Genomic DNA, 17,888 nt, shown 5'->3' with positions numbered 1-17,888 from the left:
CCGTCTATCGTAGCTCTTCCGACAATCTGTTCGGGACTGTAATCTTGTTTTAAATGGTGTAAAACATTAGCTTCCACTTCAGGATTAAACTTACACATTTTACGCTTATTTTGATGTCTTTGATTGGTTTTTCGTTGTGCTAAATCAGCTTTATATAAACCACTTCTTCCATCAGCATTTCTTTTAATTTCTCTTGAAATCACAGATTTATCCCTACCAAGATAATTTGCAATTTCAGTTATTCCTTTTCCCAGACTTTTGTAAGCCTCAATTTTGTATCTTTGTTCAAGCGTTAAATGTCCCATCCTTTTTTGTAGTGTAGTGACCACAAAATAAGGTGATTTTTTTTCGCCAACCAAGGGAAGTGTTTTGCCCCTGGGGCAAAACACTTCCCTTGGTTATTTTAAATGCTGTTGCATTTATTAGTTGAATCTAAGATCAGAAAAAATTTATACTTCAAAAAATAAACATTTCTATATTCAAAAATCCAGAAGGTCTTGTTAAAAATCAGATTTCGGTCAATACAACTTTGGAGAAAAATAAATATCCAAAAGAAGTCATACATTTGGTACCCAACAACACAAACGAACTGTTGACTACTGACAACAGTGGAGAAGTTTGGCGCATGATGGATTTTGTTGAAAACAGTAAAACTTATCTAAAAACCTCTTGTCCAAATTTAGCGAGAAAAGCAGCTCAAGCTTTTGGTGAATTTTATAAATTCCTAAATCGCGAAAAATTGGTTTTGGAAGAGGTATTACCAGGATTTACTGATTTCGGAAAAAGAATGTCAGATTTTGATAAATCTTTGAAAAATTCAAAAATAAATTTATTAGAAAATGCCAAAATCGAAATAGAATTCGTGGTTGCACAATCCGAACTTCCATTGAAATGGATTGGATTACACCATGAACATCTACTTCCTGAAAGAGTCATTCATGCCGATCCTAAAATTTCTAATATTTTATTTGACCAAGAAGATAATCCTTTGTTTATCATTGACTTGGACACCGTAATGAATGCTTCTTTACTATACGATTTTGGAGATATGATCCGTTCTTACACCAACATTTTGGACGAAGACAAGGCTAGTGAGGAAAACAATTTTAATCCTGAGCTTTTTGAAGCCGTAAAAAAAGGATTTTCGGATGCTCTAAACGGCACATTGACCGATATTGAAAAAGAAAATTTGGACTATGCAGCCCAGGTGGTAATTTACATACAAGCCGTTCGATTTCTCACCGATTATCTTAATGGAAGCACTTATTACTCAACAAAATACGAGAAACACAATTTGGACAGAACCAAAAATCAAATCAACCTTTTGAAAGGACTTCAGACTTATCTTTCAGAGAAAAATTAAATTAATATTCCGGAACAATGATCCTGAAAACATCCTGTTGCCGAGGCAAGGACATTGTTCTGGTTTTTCAGTCTTAGCACTCCCATAAAAGCAAAAATTAAAGCTTCTTTAAAATTGATAATTTCATCCTTTGGAATGACGATCTGTCCTTCAATTTTATTCTGAATTTTTTCAATCAGAAAGCAGTTGTAGGCTCCACCACCGGTTACCAAAATCTGTTGAAATCCGAATCCGTTAATGACTTGGGCAATTTGTACTGCAGAATGCTCGGTTACCGTAGCCAGAACATCGATATCAGAAATGGATTTCAAAATTGGAAGAATTTCTTGGTTCACCCATTCCACTCCCAAAGATTTAGGAAAATCAGACTTGTAGTATAGTAAATTGTTTAATTCATTCAAAATACAATCATTTACATTCCCTTTTTTAGCAAAATCGCCATTTTCATCAAACGGTTTTCCTAATTTTTGAGCATAAAGATTCAAAACAATATTGACCGGGCAAATATCAAAAGCCAAACGATTATTGTCTTTTTGAAAAGAAATATTGGAGAAGCCCCCGAGATTGATGCAGGCATCATAATCTGAAAAAAGCAACTGATCTCCAATCGGGACCAGCGGTGCTCCGTTGCCACCCATAAGCACATCTTGACTTCTAAAATCGTAAGCTATTGGGAAATTATTGATGATTTTTATGGCTCTTCCGTCACCAATCTGAAGGGTAAATTTTCGGTGAGGCTGGTGGTAAACGGTATGCCCGTGAGATGAGATTACATCAAGTTTTTTGATGTTGTTTTTAATGATAAACTCCCGAACTTTATCCCCCAAATAAAAACCATACTCTGCATTCAAGGCCAAAAGATCTTCAGAATTTAGGTGGATGGCATTTTTTAGTTTTTCTTCCCATGTTTCGGGATAAACGATGGTTTCTACTTCTAGAATTTCATAATTCCATTGAGAACAATGATCCTGACAAAACGAAACGAAACAAATATCCAGCCCGTCCAAACTGGTACCGGACATCAATCCTATGGCATAAAGTGTCTCGCTTTTCATTCAAATTTATTTTGAAGAAGCCGGAATTTTTCCACCAGAAAAATCGCCTGTATTGTTGAAAAAAGTATATTCTGAAAAATCGTCTTTGGCTTTCATGCCGTGATTTCCGATAAGGGTTGATCCGTCCTTGTCGGTTACAAATACCGTGTCTTTGGTATAAATTAATCGATTGGCCTGATCCCAAAACACAGATTGCATGGCAAACATTTGTCCTTCATTGGTTACAATTCTTACATTGCCTTTGGCTTCGTAGAATTTTTTCAACTCGGAAAATTTGGCGTATTTGGCTGTAATTTTACCCGGAACTTTTGGCTTTTTAGGATCGTAAAATTCGATTTTTACTCCTTTTTTTGCAACGATATACGGCGTATCGATCAATTCATATTTTTCAATAATCGGAGCCGTTGCTTTTAGTTTAATAAATCCAGAATCTCTTTGGATGATGTGTGCATCGTAAATGATCTGTGAAGGAAAATTTTTATTGTTTTTGCTGTTGGTTTTTGCCAAATCTTCTTCACAAGAATACGAAACCAAAAAAAATATAGCTCCCACAAATGCGGATGCTATACTTTTAATATTGATATTTTGCTGGTCTATCATTAGTTATACAATCTCTTACCAAACCATTTATCTGCAAAATTGATTCCTATTTTCAAGTTCACAAAGGTCTGACTGATTAGGTTATTTTGTACTGTTCCTCTTTTTCCGACTTCAATTCCTAAATCGATGGACGACATTTTATTGATGGAATTGTTTTTGAATGGCAAGGATGCACCGGCAGTTACTGCAAAAGCATTGATGTCTTTGTTGTTGATGTGCAAATTCCCTTTTTCATAATACGCTCCAAAACGGTAAATGACTCTTGAAAGGTAGTTTCTAAAGTTGTTGGAATTGGGCAATACCCAACCACCTGCAGAAAATTTATACGAATCTTGATATGCAAAAGGTTTTCCTAAGAACAATACATTTTCTCCTTTCTTATAATCCACTTGCGTACCTACAAACCACTTATAACCGTGTCCGTATCCTAGACCAAAAGAAGCTTCCATTGGTATTAAATTATCAGATTCTTGGCTTTTTTTCTCGATAACGGATTCGTAAACTTTTTCACTTTTAGAATTGTAATAATAGGTGCTGTTCAGGTATTCCGTTTTCATGGTATCGGTATTCCCTAGTGTTGATGTAGCACCAACGGTAAGTTTATGATCGTTCCAGAATGTTTTTTGATAGTTAGCGCCTAAGGTAAAGTTAAAATTTCTGATGTTGTTATGGGTTTCATAACCGTTGATCAGCTCTGCATTGCTGTAGGTAAGCTCATTAATATCGTACAAGTTTCCGAAATAATAATTGGCTTTTACCCCTAATGAAAATTCAGGAACAATGGTGTACGACAACGCAGCCTGAACGGTATTCAAAGACCCTTCTCCACGAAAACTTTGAGCCTCCAAAGTTCCGTCACTCAAGGTTTTACTCATCACCAAATTGTATCTTTTGGAACTGTACGGTTGATAGCCCAATCCAAATTTTACTTTTGAAGAAAGAGGAAAAGCAATAGAAATATTGGACAGATAAGTAGAATGTTTTTTAACATCCAAATTGTTGTAATTGGATTTGAAGAAATTATTCTCATTATTGGCTTCTAATTTAAAAGAAGTCAGCTCCAAGTTTTTATTGTTCGCAGGGTTATCGAAATTAAAACTGTTATTAATATCCGAAATGTATGCGGTAGAAACACCTCCCATGGCAGATATTTCTACATTATTATTATATTGTGTATCTCCCAATCCAAATGCGGCATATGGAGAGTTACCGATACTTTGTGCATGCAGAAAAAAACCTGCTGTGATAAAAGATATACCTAGTACTTTTTTCATTCTTGAGTTTTAGAAAAATGATTGGCAAATATCTAAATTATTAACGAATTGTAAAAATTTACTGAGGTTAAAATTTGTTAAGCCTTAAAATTTTATAAATCATAGCATAATTAAGTTAAAATTAGAGTTCAATTTTGCAAAAATCAATCTCGAAAAAAGACTATATTTGAAACATGAATTGGGACAATATCGTAGGCCAAGAAAAATTAAAAAAAATACTAAAAGACAGTATTTTAGAAAACAGGATAAGCCATGCACAATTGTTTGTGGGCAAGGAAGGATACGGCGTTCTCCCTTTGGTACTGGCCTATGCCAAAGAAATTTTCTCAAAAGAAAATCCACATGCAGCCTCCAAAATCGAACACCTTAACCATTTGGATTTGCATTTTTCTTTCCCTGTTTATTCTGAAAAAAGCGACTCCAGCAGCAAGCGATTTTTTGATGAGTTCCGAGAAATGATATTGGAAAATCCCTATGCCGATTACAACCAATGGACCAAAACTTTAGAGTCCGACAACAAACAACTCATGATTTCGGCAGGCGAAATGGAAGATATCAGTCAGAAATTCTCCCTAAAAAGTTATGAAAACGGAACAAAAATACTCATCGTTTGGCGTGCTGATAAAATGAATGTTGCTGCATCCAATAAGTTTTTGAAATTTTTAGAAGAACCACCAGCTAAAACCATCATTCTTCTTACTGCTGAAAATGCAGACAACATGCTGCCCACCATACTTTCGAGAACACAAATTGTTGATGTTTCTAGAATTGACGAAAACGAAATTGAACAACAACTCATTTCGCATCATGGTTTGGACTCCCAAGTGGCAAAATCCATCAGCCACCAAACTCAAGGAAATTGGAACGAGGCAAGAAAATTAATTCAAAACCAAGAAGCTCATTTGGAATTTGAAGAGCTTTTTATTGCATGGGTCAGGAATGCATTTATGGTGAAAACGAAGCCAGAGTATCTAAGGTACATCATACAATGGAGTCGTGATATCGCCTCATGGAATCGGGAGAAACAAAAAAGTTTTTTGGACTATTGTGCAGAAATCTTCAGATTGGCACTCATGCAAAGTTATGCACATCCGGACATGGTTTACAAAAAAATAGAACTTAACGGTTTCAAGTGGGAAAAATTTTCAAACTACATACACGGTGCTAATATTGAGGACATCCTTACCGAGCTATCTACTGCCGATTATCATCTGGAAAGAAATGCCAACGCCAAGATCGTTTGGACCGATACGGGGATTAAGCTCACCCGATATTTGCACAGAAAAATTAATGTTTAAAATTAAAAAAAATGCTGAAAAGACTTTTTATATTGATGCTGTCTTTAACTGCCATTTTTCAAAATTGCAGCAATAGAAAATCGAATTTGAATAAAAATACAATTGCGATGAAAAAATCAATTCACACATTTAAAGTTGAAGGATTAAACGGAGGAATCATCGATTTTTCCACCTTCAAAGGAAAGAAAATACTGATTGTCAATACGGCTTCAGAATGTGGTTTTACCCCACAATATGAAGGCCTGGAGAAATTGTACGAAACTTATAAAAACCAATTGGTTGTCGTAGGTTTTCCTGCCAATAATTTTGGAGGTCAAGAGCCTGGAACCAACCAAGAAATCGCTTCGTTTTGCAAAAAAAATTATGGAGTAAGCTTCCCAATGGCTTCCAAAGTTTCGGTAAAAGGAGATGATATCGCACCCGTATTCGAGTTTTTAACCAAAAAAGAACTCAATGGTGTGAAAAACACTTCAATCCTTTGGAATTTCACCAAAATTTTATTGGACGAAAACGGCTTCATCATCGATTCGTACATCAGCTCTACCCTGCCAACAGACGAGTCCATAACCCAACATCTAACACATTAACATGGAAAATATATTTGATGCCAAAACGGTTCAGAATTATATCGATAGAATACAACAACTGAATGCCAATACCAAAGGAAAATGGGGGAAAATGTCTGTCGATCAGATGTTGGCTCATTGCAACATCACCTATTCTATGATTTTCGAACCCGAGAAGCATAAAAAACCCGGAATGATCGCTTCCTTTTTGCTCAAACAATTTGTAAAAGACAAAGTTGTAAACGAACAACCCTATAAACAAAGTATTCCTACAGGACCGGCTTTCTTAATCCACGACGAAAGACAATTTGAAGAAGAACAAAAAAAGCTCATCGGATATTTGCAAAAAGTGCAACAGTTGGGACCATCGGCTTTCGAAGGAAAAGTAAGTCTTTCTTTTGGAAAGCTTAGTGCTAAAGAATGGAACAACATGATGGCAAAACACCTGAACCATCACCTTTCACAATTTGGAGTATAAATTTTAAAAAAAATACTATGAAAAAATTATTTGCACTACTCGTTTTTTGTTCGGGATTTGTTATTGCACAAATGCCGAATATTTCAAAGGTTTGGACCAACAACAACCTCCCATACAACGGTGGTTTTGGTGAAAAATCTCCACTAAAAATCATGCTTCTAACCTCTGAGCAAAATAAAAAAAACGATCAAGAATATTTTGTTTCCGGACAATCTACCAAAGAGAATACCGATGCTAAATTGGAAGGATCGATGACGGTAAAAAAATATAAAGACTTCAAAAAAAGAGGAAAATTATTTGGAAATTATGAATTTGCCGAAGAAAATACCGGGAATAACTCCGGAATCTATAAAGGTAAATTTATATTCAGTTTTGATTGGGACAAGGATACCAAACAAGTTACTAACAAAAAAATTGAGTTCAAAGGGAAATGGTATCCGTACCAAAAATCCAAAGAAGAAAATACCTTCTGGGTGAATTAAAACCCAAAAAATAGGTCACAAAAAAATCCGGAAAGATTTCCGGATTTTTTTATTTCTAAACGAATTATTAGCTTTTCAATTTTTCAGAAAGTTCTTTTACATATTTTTTAACTTCCTTATCCAATTTCGACATGTCTTTTATTTGGTCGCATGCGTACATAACAGTCGAATGGTCTTTACCTCCCATTTCTTCACCAATTTTTGCAAAAGTAGAGTTGGTAAATTCTTTAGCAAAATACATGGCCAACTGTCTTGGAAGTGCGATTTCTCTTTTTCTAGTTTTGGACAACAATTGATCTCTTTTTATTCCGAAATAATCGCAAACCACTTCTTGGATATAGACTACATCAATTACTTTTTTCTTGGTCGATGCAATTTTACTGATCGTATCTTTTAATAATTCTAAGGAAAGATCGGATTTATATACCGTTGAATAGGCTATTACAGAATTGATAACACCTATCAAATCTCTTACACTGCTGTTCACTTCATTAGCTAGGAAATCCAACATTTCCACTGAAAGTTGTATGCCATCTCGGCTCAATTTATCAACAATAATTTTTCTTCTAGTATCAAAATCCGGAGACTTAATTTCGGCAGTCAATCCCCATTTAAAACGGGACACAATCCTTTCTTGGATGTCCATAATATCCACAGGAGCACGGTCGGAAGTTAGGATAATTTGTTTTCCATTTTGATGTAGATAATCAAAAATATGGAAGAAACTGTCCTGAGTAGCCGGCTTACCGGAAAGGAATTGGATGTCGTCAATGATCAATACATCCACCATTTGATAAAAATTGGCAAACTCTGTTTGTTTATGAGCTTTAGCTGAAGAAACAAATTGCTGAATAAATTTTTCTGAAGAAATGTACAAAACAATTTTGTCAGGAAACTGAGCTTTAACTTCCAATCCTACAGCGTGTCCCAAGTGGGTTTTTCCTACCCCATAACCACCGTGTAAAAACAAAGGGTTGAATGCAGTTGCGCCTGGTCTTTTCGCAATGGATTTGGCCACTGTAGATGCAAACTTGTTGCTCTCACCTTCTACATAATTATCAAATGAAAAATCAGATTTAAGGTTAGAATCGATGTTTACTTTTTTAATTCCCGGAACAACAAATGGATTCACAATATTAGAAGCCAAAGACTGTGCAGGCATGGTTGCTTGTACTTTAGGTGTCGGTATGGAATTTCCCTTCACCTTAACCGTAATAGGATTTTCTTTCCCGACCGGTTTATTTTCCATAACCGAATACCAAAGCTTTACTCCTTTCCCGATATTTTTTTTGAGTGAAGCCGAAAGTAAAGACAAGTAATTGTCTTCAATATATTCCTTATAAAAATCACTTGGAACCATCAATGTTAGGTTGTTATCCACCAACGAGATAGGCTGAACCTTTTCAAAGAGAAGGTTGAAAGAATTTTCCAGTTTCTTAAGGTCAGACTGTTCTTCGGCGGCGTTCAAATTGTCTCGCATAAATTGAAGACAATTCTCCCAAACCAACATTAAATTTTCGTTCATAACAAGGAATGTTTTACAAGATGAGTAAACTTTATCGGGAAAGCAAAAATGCATAATTTAATATTGATAAAAAAATCTTTGGACTATTGATTATTTAAAAATATATTTGTATGTATAAGAATAAACTTAAAATGATACACACAACACACAGATTACGAGTGCGTTACGGAGAGACAGACCCGATGAAATATGTATATTACGGCAACTATGCTGAATATCTGGAAGTTGCAAGAGTCGAACTTTTCCGTGAGCTTGGCATGTCCTATAACGAGATCGAACTTCGAGGCATTTGGCTTCCTGTTTCTGAATACAAAATAAAATATCTAAAACCTGCACTATACGATGAAATGCTAGAAATACACACTTTTGTTAGAAAAAAGCCAGGAGTTAGGATCGTTTTCGATTATGAAATTTATAATGAATCTAAACAAAAGATTACTGAAGCCCAAGTAACTTTATACTTCTTAGATTCCATTAAAAACAAAATAACTTCTTGTCCAGACTATTTAATGCAACTAATTGAGGATAAATGGCTAAATACTGAAATTTATTAACATTATGATAAATTGATATTCTCTATTAATTTATTAAAAATAAAAGGCTGTTTAGCAATCTAAACAGCCTTTTTTATATTAACTCAGAAAGAATTAGAGTAACAATGTTAAGGGTTGCTCTAGATAAGTTCTTAGTGTTTGTAAAAATGCTGCACCTGTTGCTCCATCAATCACACGATGGTCGCATGCAAGTGACAATTTCATGGTATTACCAACGACAATCTGACCGTTTTTAACCACAGGCTTTTCAATAATAGCCCCTACAGATAAAATTGCTGAATTGGGTTGGTTAATGATGGAAGTAAAGGTTTCTATCCCGAACATTCCTAAATTGGACACAGAGAAAGTAGATCCTTCCATTTCGTTAGCTTTCAATTGTTTTGATTTGGCTCTAGAAGCCATATCTTTCACCGAAGCAGAAATCTGGTTATAGTTCATGAAATCGGTATTCTTCAACACCGGAACCACCAATCCATCCGGCACGGCAACCGCAACTCCTACATTAACATCGCCGTGGTGTACGATTTTATCGCCTGCCCAAGAAGAATTTACTTGTGGATGTTTTCTTAGAGCCATCGCTACCGCCTTGATGACCATATCGTTAAACGAAATTTTAGTATCCGGCAGAGTATTGATTTCTTTTCTTGCTTCAATGGCTTTATCCATAGAAATTTCGACCATCAAATAATAATGTGGTGCTGTGAACTTGCTTTCTGCCAGTCTTTTTGCAATCACATTTCTCATTTGTGAATTTGGCGTTTCTGTATTTTCACCACCGGAAATATTCATTACAACTGGAGAAGCAACTGCAACTGCCTGAGCTGGTTTTGCTTGAGGACTGTAGGATTCAATATCTTTTTTAATGATCCTTCCATTTTCACCAGAACCTTTTACTGTGGATAAATCTATTCCTTTATCTTGAGCCATTTTCTTTGCCAAAGGAGAAACGGCCAATCTTTGACCAGTTGTAGCGACAACCTGTGGTGCACTTGCAACAACTTTCGTTTCTGCAACCGCTTTGGTTTCAGCTACGGGTTGTATTTTTCCACCACTTGCCACGATGGCTGAAACATCGGTTCCAGCAGGGCCAATAATAGCCAAAATACTATCAACAGGAGAAGCTTCGCCTTCTTGCACCCCTTGGTAAAGTAAAACTCCGTTAAATTCGGATTCGAAATCTTGTACCGCTTTATCGGTTTCGATTTCTGCAATAATATCACCTTCTTTTACGGCATCACCAACAGCTTTATTCCATTTTGCAACTTTACCTTCCGTCATGGTATCCGAAAGTCTAGGCATATTGATCACTTCAACACCAGCAGGCATTTCAGCCGTTGTTGCAACTTCTACAGGAGCAGTTGTTTCGACTTTTAGTTCTGGGCTTGCAGTTTCAACGGGAGCCTGTCCGCCAATTAATGCAGAAATATCTTCTCCACTTTGACCGATGATGGCTAATATACTATCAACAGGAGCCGAGTCGCCTTCGTTTACACCGATGTATAAAAGAGTTCCGTTCCACTCGGTTTCGAAATCTTGTACCGCTTTGTCGGTTTCTATTTCGGCCAGTATATCGCCTTCTTTTACAGAATCTCCAAGTTTTTTATGCCATTTTGCTACTTTTCCTTCGGTCATTGTATCCGAAAGTCTAGGCATGGTTACTACTTCTGCCATAATTTTTTATATGATGCTATAATAATTAATAATTTATTGAAATGAAAATCCAGTAAACATTTAGAATTTTCAAAACATCTTCTTTTTAGTTTTCTAATTGATCCAAGAATGGATAATTGTCTTGTGCATATACATACTCGTATATTTTTTCTTCGGTTGGATACGGTGAGTTTTCCATAAACTCTACACATTCATCAACAAAAGCTCTGGATTCGTTGTCCATGGTTTCCAATTCTTGTTCGGTAGCCCATTTGTTTTCCAATATTCTATGTTTTACCAATTCAATTGGATCTTCTTGTTTGTGTGCTTCTACTTCTTCTTTGGATCTGTACGGCTCTGCATCAGACATGGAGTGACCTCTGAAGCGATAAGTTCTTGCTTCAATAAAAGTTGGCCCATCACCTCTTCTAGCTCTCTCAATAGCTTCATAAGCTACTTCTGCTACTTTTTCGGGATCCATAGCATCTACCGGCATGCACGGCATCTCGTAGCCCAAACCTAGTTTATAAATATCTTCGTGGTTGGCTGTTCTTTTCACAGAAGTTCCCATGGCGTATTGGTTATTTTCTACCACAAAAATTACGGGTAATTTCCAATTCATTGCCATGTTGAAGGTTTCGTGAAGAGAACCTTGTCTTGCTGCACCATCGCCAAAGAAACAGATATTGACTGCTTTTCTGTCAAAAAATTTATCGGCAAAGGCAATACCCGCACCCAAAGGAATTTGTCCACCAACGATACCGTGACCTCCATAAAAACGGTGTTCTTTACTAAAAATATGCATAGATCCACCCATTCCGCCAGAAGTTCCTGTTGCTTTTCCGCACAATTCGGCCATAATTCTTCTAGGATCTACTCCCATAGCCATTGGATGGATGTGACAACGATATGCGGTAATCATACTGTCTTTGGAAAGATCCATTGCATGGGTAAAACCTGCTGGAATGGCTTCTTGACCGTTATAAAGATGTAAAAATCCTCTGATTTTTTGTTTCAAGTATAGAGAACGACATTTGTCTTCAAATCGTCTCCACATTGTCATATCTGCGTACCATTTTAGGTAAACTTCCTTGGAAAATTCTTTCATAGTTGATCGAAATTAGTGAGCAAAAATAAGAAAAAACTTTGTTTTTTCGGGCAGTATCTTTTCAAAAGTTAATAAATCCTTAATGAAACGCATTTTCCTAAAAAAAAATGTTTCCCAAAAAGAGAAACAATTCATTTATTTTCAAAAGATTAACTTTAATTGACATCGTACTGAAATTGCCCGGTGTAGGTTCCGGTAATTGTTTCGCCACCTTGAGATTTCAAATTAAAAATCACTCTAAAATTATGGGCATCCAGATCAACAATACTGCTGCTACCGAATTCGAAATCGGTAATTTCTGTGGTACCTCTGGTAAATTTGGATTGAGAATCGCTTAGGTTTCTTATAGAGCTTGTTGTACTAAAACCGCCGTCCAATTTATCATTAAAAGGAAAAGTTTGATACAGTTTTACCGTTCTGGTAACTCCGTCTTCGGTCCCTGTTAGAATGATGGTATATTCATTGGTTTCTGAAGAGTTTTTAGCTTTTTTACCAATTAATTGAGCAGAATTGATGACATATCTAGCCCCATCACTATCTTTTATGTATCGATCGGCATTGGTATATAAAGGCGGGTTTTCTGTATCCTCTTCATTTCTGCACGATGTTGCGATTGAAAGAGTTGAAAGCCCCAAAAATAAGAATAGAAGTTTTTTCATTATTAAATTTGATATTTGTTGCACAAATATAATGATTAATTGTATTTTCCATTCATTATTTGTTTTTTTTTAATGACTTTCTCATCATGGACATCCAAATCGAATAATTAAATAATCTTTTTCAATCTTGTATAGAATTTCATTGCCCAATGATTGGAAAGATTTTCAAAATTGGTGTACGGATGATTTTCAGGTCTAAAGCCTCTAAAAAACTCCTCGACACTGGCCACCTCACTGCCTTCAAAATCGAAATCTTTATTTCCTATTTTTTCACGAATCACAGAATCAATCAATACAGAAGATCCACTAATTTTCAGTTTTTCTTTTTGGTTAAATGTTCCCAAAAGCACGGCTACATCATGGTTTTCATAGATTGCGATAAGATTTATTAATTTCTGATGGTGGTAAAAGCCATAAAAAGTCAAACATCCGGCATCGTGAAAATCAGAGAATAATTTTACATACAACTTCGTATCATTGCTATCCGAAGCACCTATTGCTGTTTCTTGGATAAACAAGAGTGCCTCGGTTTTGTTTTCAATATTTTTGATTTCGGAATGTTGTTTTATCTCTTCGTCTTGTCTAATTTTTCTTTTTCTTTTGGGCGAATATTTTTGGTAAACCAAATCGTAATCATTTTTGGGAATAATGTAATTTCTCTTTGATTTTAAAGTTTTAGAGAATTTATTGTACTCATTGAAGTTGTAATTCCAGACCCAATAGTTTTTGTCTAAATACTCTAAAAACTCATCGTTCACTTTTAAATCGTCTTTTTTAGAAAAAACGCCCAATTGCTGACACAACCTGGGATTAACAATCAATTTCAAGCCAAATTTCTTGACAAAAGGCAAAGGCATGACAGCATCATAATCGCCTTCCACCAAAATATTCCATTTTTTACCCGTTGTAATGTCTAAAAATTCTTTAGAAACTGAATATTTTTTTTGTGCCGATTGGTTGATGCAGTGGGTATATTTTGTAAAATCTATATTTTTATATTCAACCTCTTTTATCATAATAAATTTTCGTTGGCAAAGCTATAAAAAGAAGTTTGAGTAATGATAAGATGATCGATCAAAACAATATTCATCAACTTTCCGGCATCCGAGATCTGTTTGGTAATTTTTAGATCTTCTTGGCTGGGTTTCAAATTTCCAGAAGGATGATTGTGAGCGATGAAAATCCCTGTAGCCATCTGTTCCAAAGCTTTTTTTAAAATTATTCTAACATCGACCACCGTTCCGGAAATCCCACCTTGTGATATTTTTTCTTTTAACAAAACCTTGTTGTGTTGATTAACAAAAACCACCCAAAATTCCTCGGTTCTCAAATCGCCTAAATAGGGATGTAAAAGTTTGAAAACATCATTTGCAGAGCTAATCTGAGTCTTTTCTGGAAGTTCCTGAGCTGCTTTTCGTCTGCCAATTTCCAATGCGGTTGCTATGGCTATGGCTTTGGCCTCTCCTATTCCTTTAAATTTCATAAGATCTGCTGTAGTAAGCAAGGACAAGTGGTGCCAATTGTTATCCACAGAATCCAAAATTTTCCTAGCCAACTCGACCGCCGAGTCTTCCCTATTGCCACTTCCCATAATTATGGCCAACAATTCGGAATCGGAAAGAGACGCTTTACCTTTCAGTAAAAATTTTTCCCGAGGTCTGTCGTCTTCAGCTAGAAATTTTATGGACATTTTTCTTCTATTTATTTAATTATCAGATAATTAAACCGTCTTTCATCACCAATTTTCTATCGGTCACTTCTGCCAATTTGGTATTGTGTGTCACAATGACAAAGGTTTGTTGGTATTTGTCCCTCAAATCAAAAAACAATTGATGCAGATCATCGGCGTTTTTGGAGTCCAAATTTCCTGTAGGCTCATCGGCAAAGATAATTTTTGGAGAGTTGATCAAAGCTCTGGCAACCGCCACTCTTTGGGCTTCGCCTCCGGACAGTTCATTGGGTTTGTGGTGCAGGCGATCAATTATTTTAAGATCCTCAAAAAGCGAATAGGCTTTGGAATGATAATCTTCGTTTTTACCGGATATTTTTGTGGGCAAAAGTACATTTTCCAAAGCGGTAAATTCCGGTAACAATTGATGAAACTGAAATACAAAACCGATGTTTTGGTTTCTGAATTTTGACAATTCTTTATCTTTCATGTTCACAAAAGACTGACCGTCAATCAAAATTTCGGTTTGGTAATGCTGCGGTCGCGAAGGCAAATCCAAGGTGCCCAAAATCTGTAACAAAGTCGATTTTCCGGCTCCCGATTCTCCAACAATAGAGACCACCTCACCTTTTTTAATATGAACATCAACCCCTTTCAAAACTTCGAGGTCGCCGTAGTATTTATGAATATTTTTTGCTTTTATCATGTTTCAAAAATAGAACTTTTTTTTGAGTCTTTTGAATTTATACTAAAATTAAGCATCTGCGAAGCCTCTTGCTATTGTTCGGTAAAATGGGCTTTCAAAATCCTATCTTTACCTGCAAACACCAAACGATCTCGATCTACCCAAAGGCAAGTATAAAGATTTTTTTCATCGGAAATCTTCATCCAGGTTTTACCAAAATCTTTAGAATATGAAATGTGTTGATCTCCAATAGCAATCATCTCTTTACCTTTTGATTTTGGACGAATTTTTACACAGGTCATATACCCGGCATTATTTCCAGATGCTTGAATTTGCCATGTTTCCCCACCATCATTTGTGGTTGCAATGTTGTTGATATTGGCCTTTTGATCGGTATAATCTCCACCTACAGCAATACCAAAATTATTATTATAAAAATCAATAGAATACATCCCTTGCGAGGCTTTTCCGTGTACAAATGGAGTTTCTATTGCTTTTACAATTCTAGTAAATTTACTGTATCTGTATATTTTAGAAGACATGCCTCCCGTAACCAGCCATACATAATCTTTGGATGATGCAATATTGGAATTGCTGGCTGCAAATGCTGCTTCACCTTCATTTAAAATGATCGTTTTTGTGAAATAATTAATTTTTATTTCCTTATCATTATTAAAATACCCCCATTTAAGTTTTTTATTTGGTTCCGGATCACTAAAAACATAAAAATCACTATCATCGTAATACAATGCATCATAGAACGCTTTATTATCTGAATCTGTATGAACGATAGTGTAAGACAAATCGTTTTTGTTAATTTTAAAAAAATACGCTGGACTTTCTATGTTGATGGCAAAAACAGATTTTTTATCTGCAGCGATGGTTCGAAATTGCAACTTTTTGTCCGAAACCAACACTTGTTTATTTTGTGTTGAATCTTTTAGAGAAACAAATCCAATTTTGGAATCGGTACCGGAATACCAAATTTTATCCTGATCTAAGGTTATCGCTCTAATGCTGATCTTTTCATTCAGCAAAGGTGAGAAACTCAATTTTTGAGCTTGGATAGCAATCCCATTCGCTACTAAAAAAGCAAGTATAAAATTCTTCATAACACAAAAATAAAAAATCCGCTTCATTGCTGTAGCGGATTTGGGTTTATTTTTAATCTTTATTGTCAAGATCGATATCGTATTCTTCTAAGGGTTCTTGTTCTGCTTTAAAAGTCTCTCCAAAACCACCTGATTTTTGTAATTTAGAGTTTTTCTTACTGTACATAAAATAGATAATCAATCCCAAAACCATCCAAATTGCTGAGTATGTTTTAGCTTCTAAACTCAGGTTAAAAATAAGGTAAATATTGATCAGTATCCCACATACAGCAATAACTGGTAAAGCAGGTACTTTAAAGTTTCTTTGCAAATTCGGTTCTTTCACTCTTAGGATCCAAACGGCAACACAAACCATGGTAAAGGCAAACAAAGTTCCGAAACTGGTCATGTGTGCCAAATCGTTAATGGGCGTTAAAGAAGCCACCACTGCAATAACAATCCCTACAATAATTAGATTTTTTCTAGGAACTCCTGACAATGGATTCACTTTTGAGAAAGTCGAAGGAATAAGACCATCTTTAGACATACCTAAGAATATTCTGGATTGTCCCATGATCAGTACCATCAAAACTGAGATCAGACCAACAGTTGCAGCAATGGTAATGATATAACCTGCCCATTGTTGACCTGCAATATCAAAGGCATAGGCTACAGGAGCTTTTATGGCATCCGGATATTTTCCTAATGGATTGAAATCTGAATAATGCATCATCCCGGTTAATACTAAAGACACCAAGATATAAAGTACTGTACAGATTAATAATGAAGCGATGATGGCAAAAGGTACATCTTTTTTCGGATTGATGGCTTCTCCGGCTTGTGTAGAAACGGCATCGAAACCAACATAAGCAAAAAATATGGCCGAAGCACCGGCAATGACTCCTCCAATCCCGTATGCTGAATGCGAAACACCATTTTCTGTAATGGTTGTTGGCTCAGGGATGAACGGTACCCAATTGTCCATATTGATAAAAAATGCTCCCGCAATAATTACAAAAATAATTGCAGAAACCTTAAGCATTACTATAAAATTATTGGCTTTTGCAGCTCCTTTAGTTCCATTCAGCAAAATACCGATGACAAACAAAACGATTAATAATGCGGGTAAATTCATGGCAAATCCTGAGTTACCTGCCGCAGCGTAAGTTTGTGGATCTGTCGTCAGCCAATCCGGAAGATGCAGGCCAAACATTTTAAGTAACTTACCAAAATATCCGGACCAAGAAACAGCTACCGTCATCGATCCCATGGCGTATTCCAGAATAAGCCCCCAACCGATAACCCACGCAAAAATTTCTCCTACAGTTCCGTAAGCATAGGCGTAAGCAGAACCTTCTACGGGGAGAATTGAGGCAAACTCGGCATAACACAAAGCTGCAAAAACACAAGCTATTCCGGCTATTACAAAAGATAGCGCCAATGCAGGTCCTGCGTTATAATAAGCTCCGGTTCCGGTAAGTACAAAAATACCGCCACCGATAATGGCACCAATCCCAATGGCTGTTAAACTCCATTTACCCAATACCCTTTTCAGCTGACTTTTTTTGATGTCTGCTTCATAAGCTTCCATGGGTTTTTTAATCCAAATATTCGACATATAAATATATTTTTACAATTCACGAAAGTAAAAAAAATTTAAAAACTTTAACTTATATTACTAAATAAACTTTAATATTTTTTCCATATCGTATTTAATTCGCCTATTTTCAGTATGAAAAATTTATTCAAGGGATCTTGGGTTCATTCAAAACAAATTTTAAATACAACTTTATCATAAATTGAATTCAATTGAAAAAGTATTGTTATTTTT

At 35.7% G+C, this 17,888-nt stretch carries 19 protein-coding genes; 6 read left to right on the top strand and 13 right to left on the bottom strand.

The window, feature by feature from the left end:
* Nucleotides 1-305: helix-turn-helix domain-containing protein (locus EIY84_RS08395; RefSeq protein ID WP_164472026.1), on the bottom strand; the 305-nt coding region annotated here is incomplete at its 3' end.
* Nucleotides 306-529: 224 nt separating this feature from the next.
* Between EIY84_RS08395 and EIY84_RS08390 the strand changes: the two genes are divergently transcribed.
* A complete protein-coding gene (locus EIY84_RS08390) occupies nt 530-1,363 on the top strand; it encodes a phosphotransferase enzyme family protein (RefSeq protein WP_124642141.1) in 834 nt (277 codons plus the stop codon).
* On the opposite strand, the gene EIY84_RS08385 is transcribed toward EIY84_RS08390, so the two are convergent.
* Genes EIY84_RS08385 through EIY84_RS08375 form a run of 3 tightly spaced genes read right to left on the bottom strand, consistent with a single transcriptional unit; the run spans nt 1,360 to nt 4,292 of the window.
* Complete coding sequence (locus EIY84_RS08385) at nt 1,360-2,418, bottom strand: anhydro-N-acetylmuramic acid kinase (RefSeq protein ID WP_124642139.1); 1,059 nt, start codon at nt 2,416-2,418, stop codon at nt 1,360-1,362. The two genes, EIY84_RS08390 and EIY84_RS08385, sit on opposite strands and share 4 nt — an antisense overlap.
* A 6-nt stretch (nt 2,419-2,424) precedes the next feature.
* Nucleotides 2,425-3,018 (bottom strand): LPS export ABC transporter periplasmic protein LptC, encoded by a 594-nt coding sequence (gene lptC / locus EIY84_RS08380; RefSeq protein WP_124642137.1) that lies wholly within the window; start codon nt 3,016-3,018, stop codon nt 2,425-2,427.
* A complete protein-coding gene (locus tag EIY84_RS08375; protein WP_124642135.1) occupies nt 3,018-4,292 on the bottom strand; it encodes a hypothetical protein in 1,275 nt (424 codons plus the stop codon). The genes lptC and EIY84_RS08375 overlap by 1 nt, the downstream gene beginning before the upstream one ends.
* A 173-nt stretch (nt 4,293-4,465) precedes the next feature.
* Here EIY84_RS08375 and EIY84_RS08370 point away from each other — a divergent pair, with 173 nt between their 5' ends.
* From EIY84_RS08370 to EIY84_RS08355, 4 genes are read left to right on the top strand one after another with little or no spacing between them, the layout of a single operon-like run.
* Nucleotides 4,466-5,590: a DNA polymerase III subunit gene (locus tag EIY84_RS08370; RefSeq protein WP_124642132.1), complete on the top strand. Its 1,125-nt coding sequence runs from the start codon at nt 4,466-4,468 to the stop codon at nt 5,588-5,590.
* A 14-nt stretch (nt 5,591-5,604) separates the two neighbouring features.
* A complete protein-coding gene (locus EIY84_RS08365; RefSeq protein ID WP_241154761.1) occupies nt 5,605-6,177 on the top strand; it encodes a glutathione peroxidase in 573 nt (190 codons plus the stop codon).
* A gap of 1 nt (nt 6,178) precedes the next feature.
* Nucleotides 6,179-6,634, top strand: coding sequence for a DUF1569 domain-containing protein (locus EIY84_RS08360; protein ID WP_124642128.1), 456 nt, complete (start codon nt 6,179-6,181; stop codon nt 6,632-6,634).
* Nucleotides 6,635-6,651: 17 nt separating this feature from the next.
* A complete protein-coding gene (locus EIY84_RS08355; RefSeq protein ID WP_124642126.1) occupies nt 6,652-7,116 on the top strand; it encodes a hypothetical protein in 465 nt (154 codons plus the stop codon).
* Between the two features lie 67 nt (nt 7,117-7,183).
* Here EIY84_RS08355 and dnaA read toward each other — a convergent pair whose 3' ends face one another.
* Complete coding sequence (dnaA, locus tag EIY84_RS08350; protein WP_124642124.1) at nt 7,184-8,641, bottom strand: chromosomal replication initiator protein DnaA; 1,458 nt, start codon at nt 8,639-8,641, stop codon at nt 7,184-7,186.
* 131 nt (nt 8,642-8,772) lie between these two features.
* Here dnaA and EIY84_RS08345 point away from each other — a divergent pair, with 131 nt between their 5' ends.
* Complete coding sequence (locus EIY84_RS08345; protein WP_124642147.1) at nt 8,773-9,195, top strand: acyl-CoA thioesterase; 423 nt, start codon at nt 8,773-8,775, stop codon at nt 9,193-9,195.
* Between the two features lie 93 nt (nt 9,196-9,288).
* Here EIY84_RS08345 and EIY84_RS08340 read toward each other — a convergent pair whose 3' ends face one another.
* From EIY84_RS08340 to EIY84_RS08305, 8 genes are all read right to left on the bottom strand, one after another.
* A complete protein-coding gene (locus tag EIY84_RS08340) occupies nt 9,289-10,866 on the bottom strand; it encodes a pyruvate dehydrogenase complex dihydrolipoamide acetyltransferase (protein WP_124642122.1) in 1,578 nt (525 codons plus the stop codon).
* Nucleotides 10,867-10,951: 85 nt separating this feature from the next.
* Nucleotides 10,952-11,953 carry a pyruvate dehydrogenase (acetyl-transferring) E1 component subunit alpha gene (pdhA, locus tag EIY84_RS08335; RefSeq protein WP_124642120.1) on the bottom strand — a complete coding sequence of 334 codons (1,002 nt, stop codon included), beginning with the start codon at nt 11,951-11,953 and terminating at the stop codon, nt 10,952-10,954.
* 155 nt (nt 11,954-12,108) lie between these two features.
* Nucleotides 12,109-12,612: a hypothetical protein gene (locus tag EIY84_RS08330; RefSeq protein WP_124642118.1), complete on the bottom strand. Its 504-nt coding sequence runs from the start codon at nt 12,610-12,612 to the stop codon at nt 12,109-12,111.
* A 107-nt stretch (nt 12,613-12,719) separates the two neighbouring features.
* Nucleotides 12,720-13,628 (bottom strand): hypothetical protein, encoded by a 909-nt coding sequence (locus EIY84_RS08325; protein WP_124642116.1) that lies wholly within the window; start codon nt 13,626-13,628, stop codon nt 12,720-12,722.
* Nucleotides 13,625-14,302 (bottom strand): RadC family protein, encoded by a 678-nt coding sequence (gene radC / locus EIY84_RS08320; protein WP_124642114.1) that lies wholly within the window; start codon nt 14,300-14,302, stop codon nt 13,625-13,627. The genes EIY84_RS08325 and radC overlap by 4 nt, the downstream gene beginning before the upstream one ends.
* Before the next feature lie 22 nt (nt 14,303-14,324).
* Nucleotides 14,325-14,987 (bottom strand): ABC transporter ATP-binding protein, encoded by a 663-nt coding sequence (locus EIY84_RS08315; RefSeq protein WP_124642112.1) that lies wholly within the window; start codon nt 14,985-14,987, stop codon nt 14,325-14,327.
* Between the two features lie 71 nt (nt 14,988-15,058).
* Entirely contained in the window at nt 15,059-16,078 is a 1,020-nt protein-coding gene (locus EIY84_RS08310; RefSeq protein ID WP_124642110.1) for a WD40/YVTN/BNR-like repeat-containing protein, read from the bottom strand.
* A 52-nt stretch (nt 16,079-16,130) separates the two neighbouring features.
* Entirely contained in the window at nt 16,131-17,675 is a 1,545-nt protein-coding gene (locus EIY84_RS08305; RefSeq protein ID WP_124642108.1) for an APC family permease, read from the bottom strand.
* Nucleotides 17,676-17,888: the final 213 nt, after the last annotated feature.

The organism is Amniculibacterium aquaticum (assembly GCF_003852705.1).
In the GTDB taxonomy this organism is placed as follows: Bacteria; Bacteroidota; Bacteroidia; order Flavobacteriales; family Weeksellaceae; genus Amniculibacterium; species Amniculibacterium aquaticum.
The sequence above is the reverse complement of the archived record's forward strand: the minus strand, read 5'-3'. Positions and strand labels throughout refer to the sequence as shown.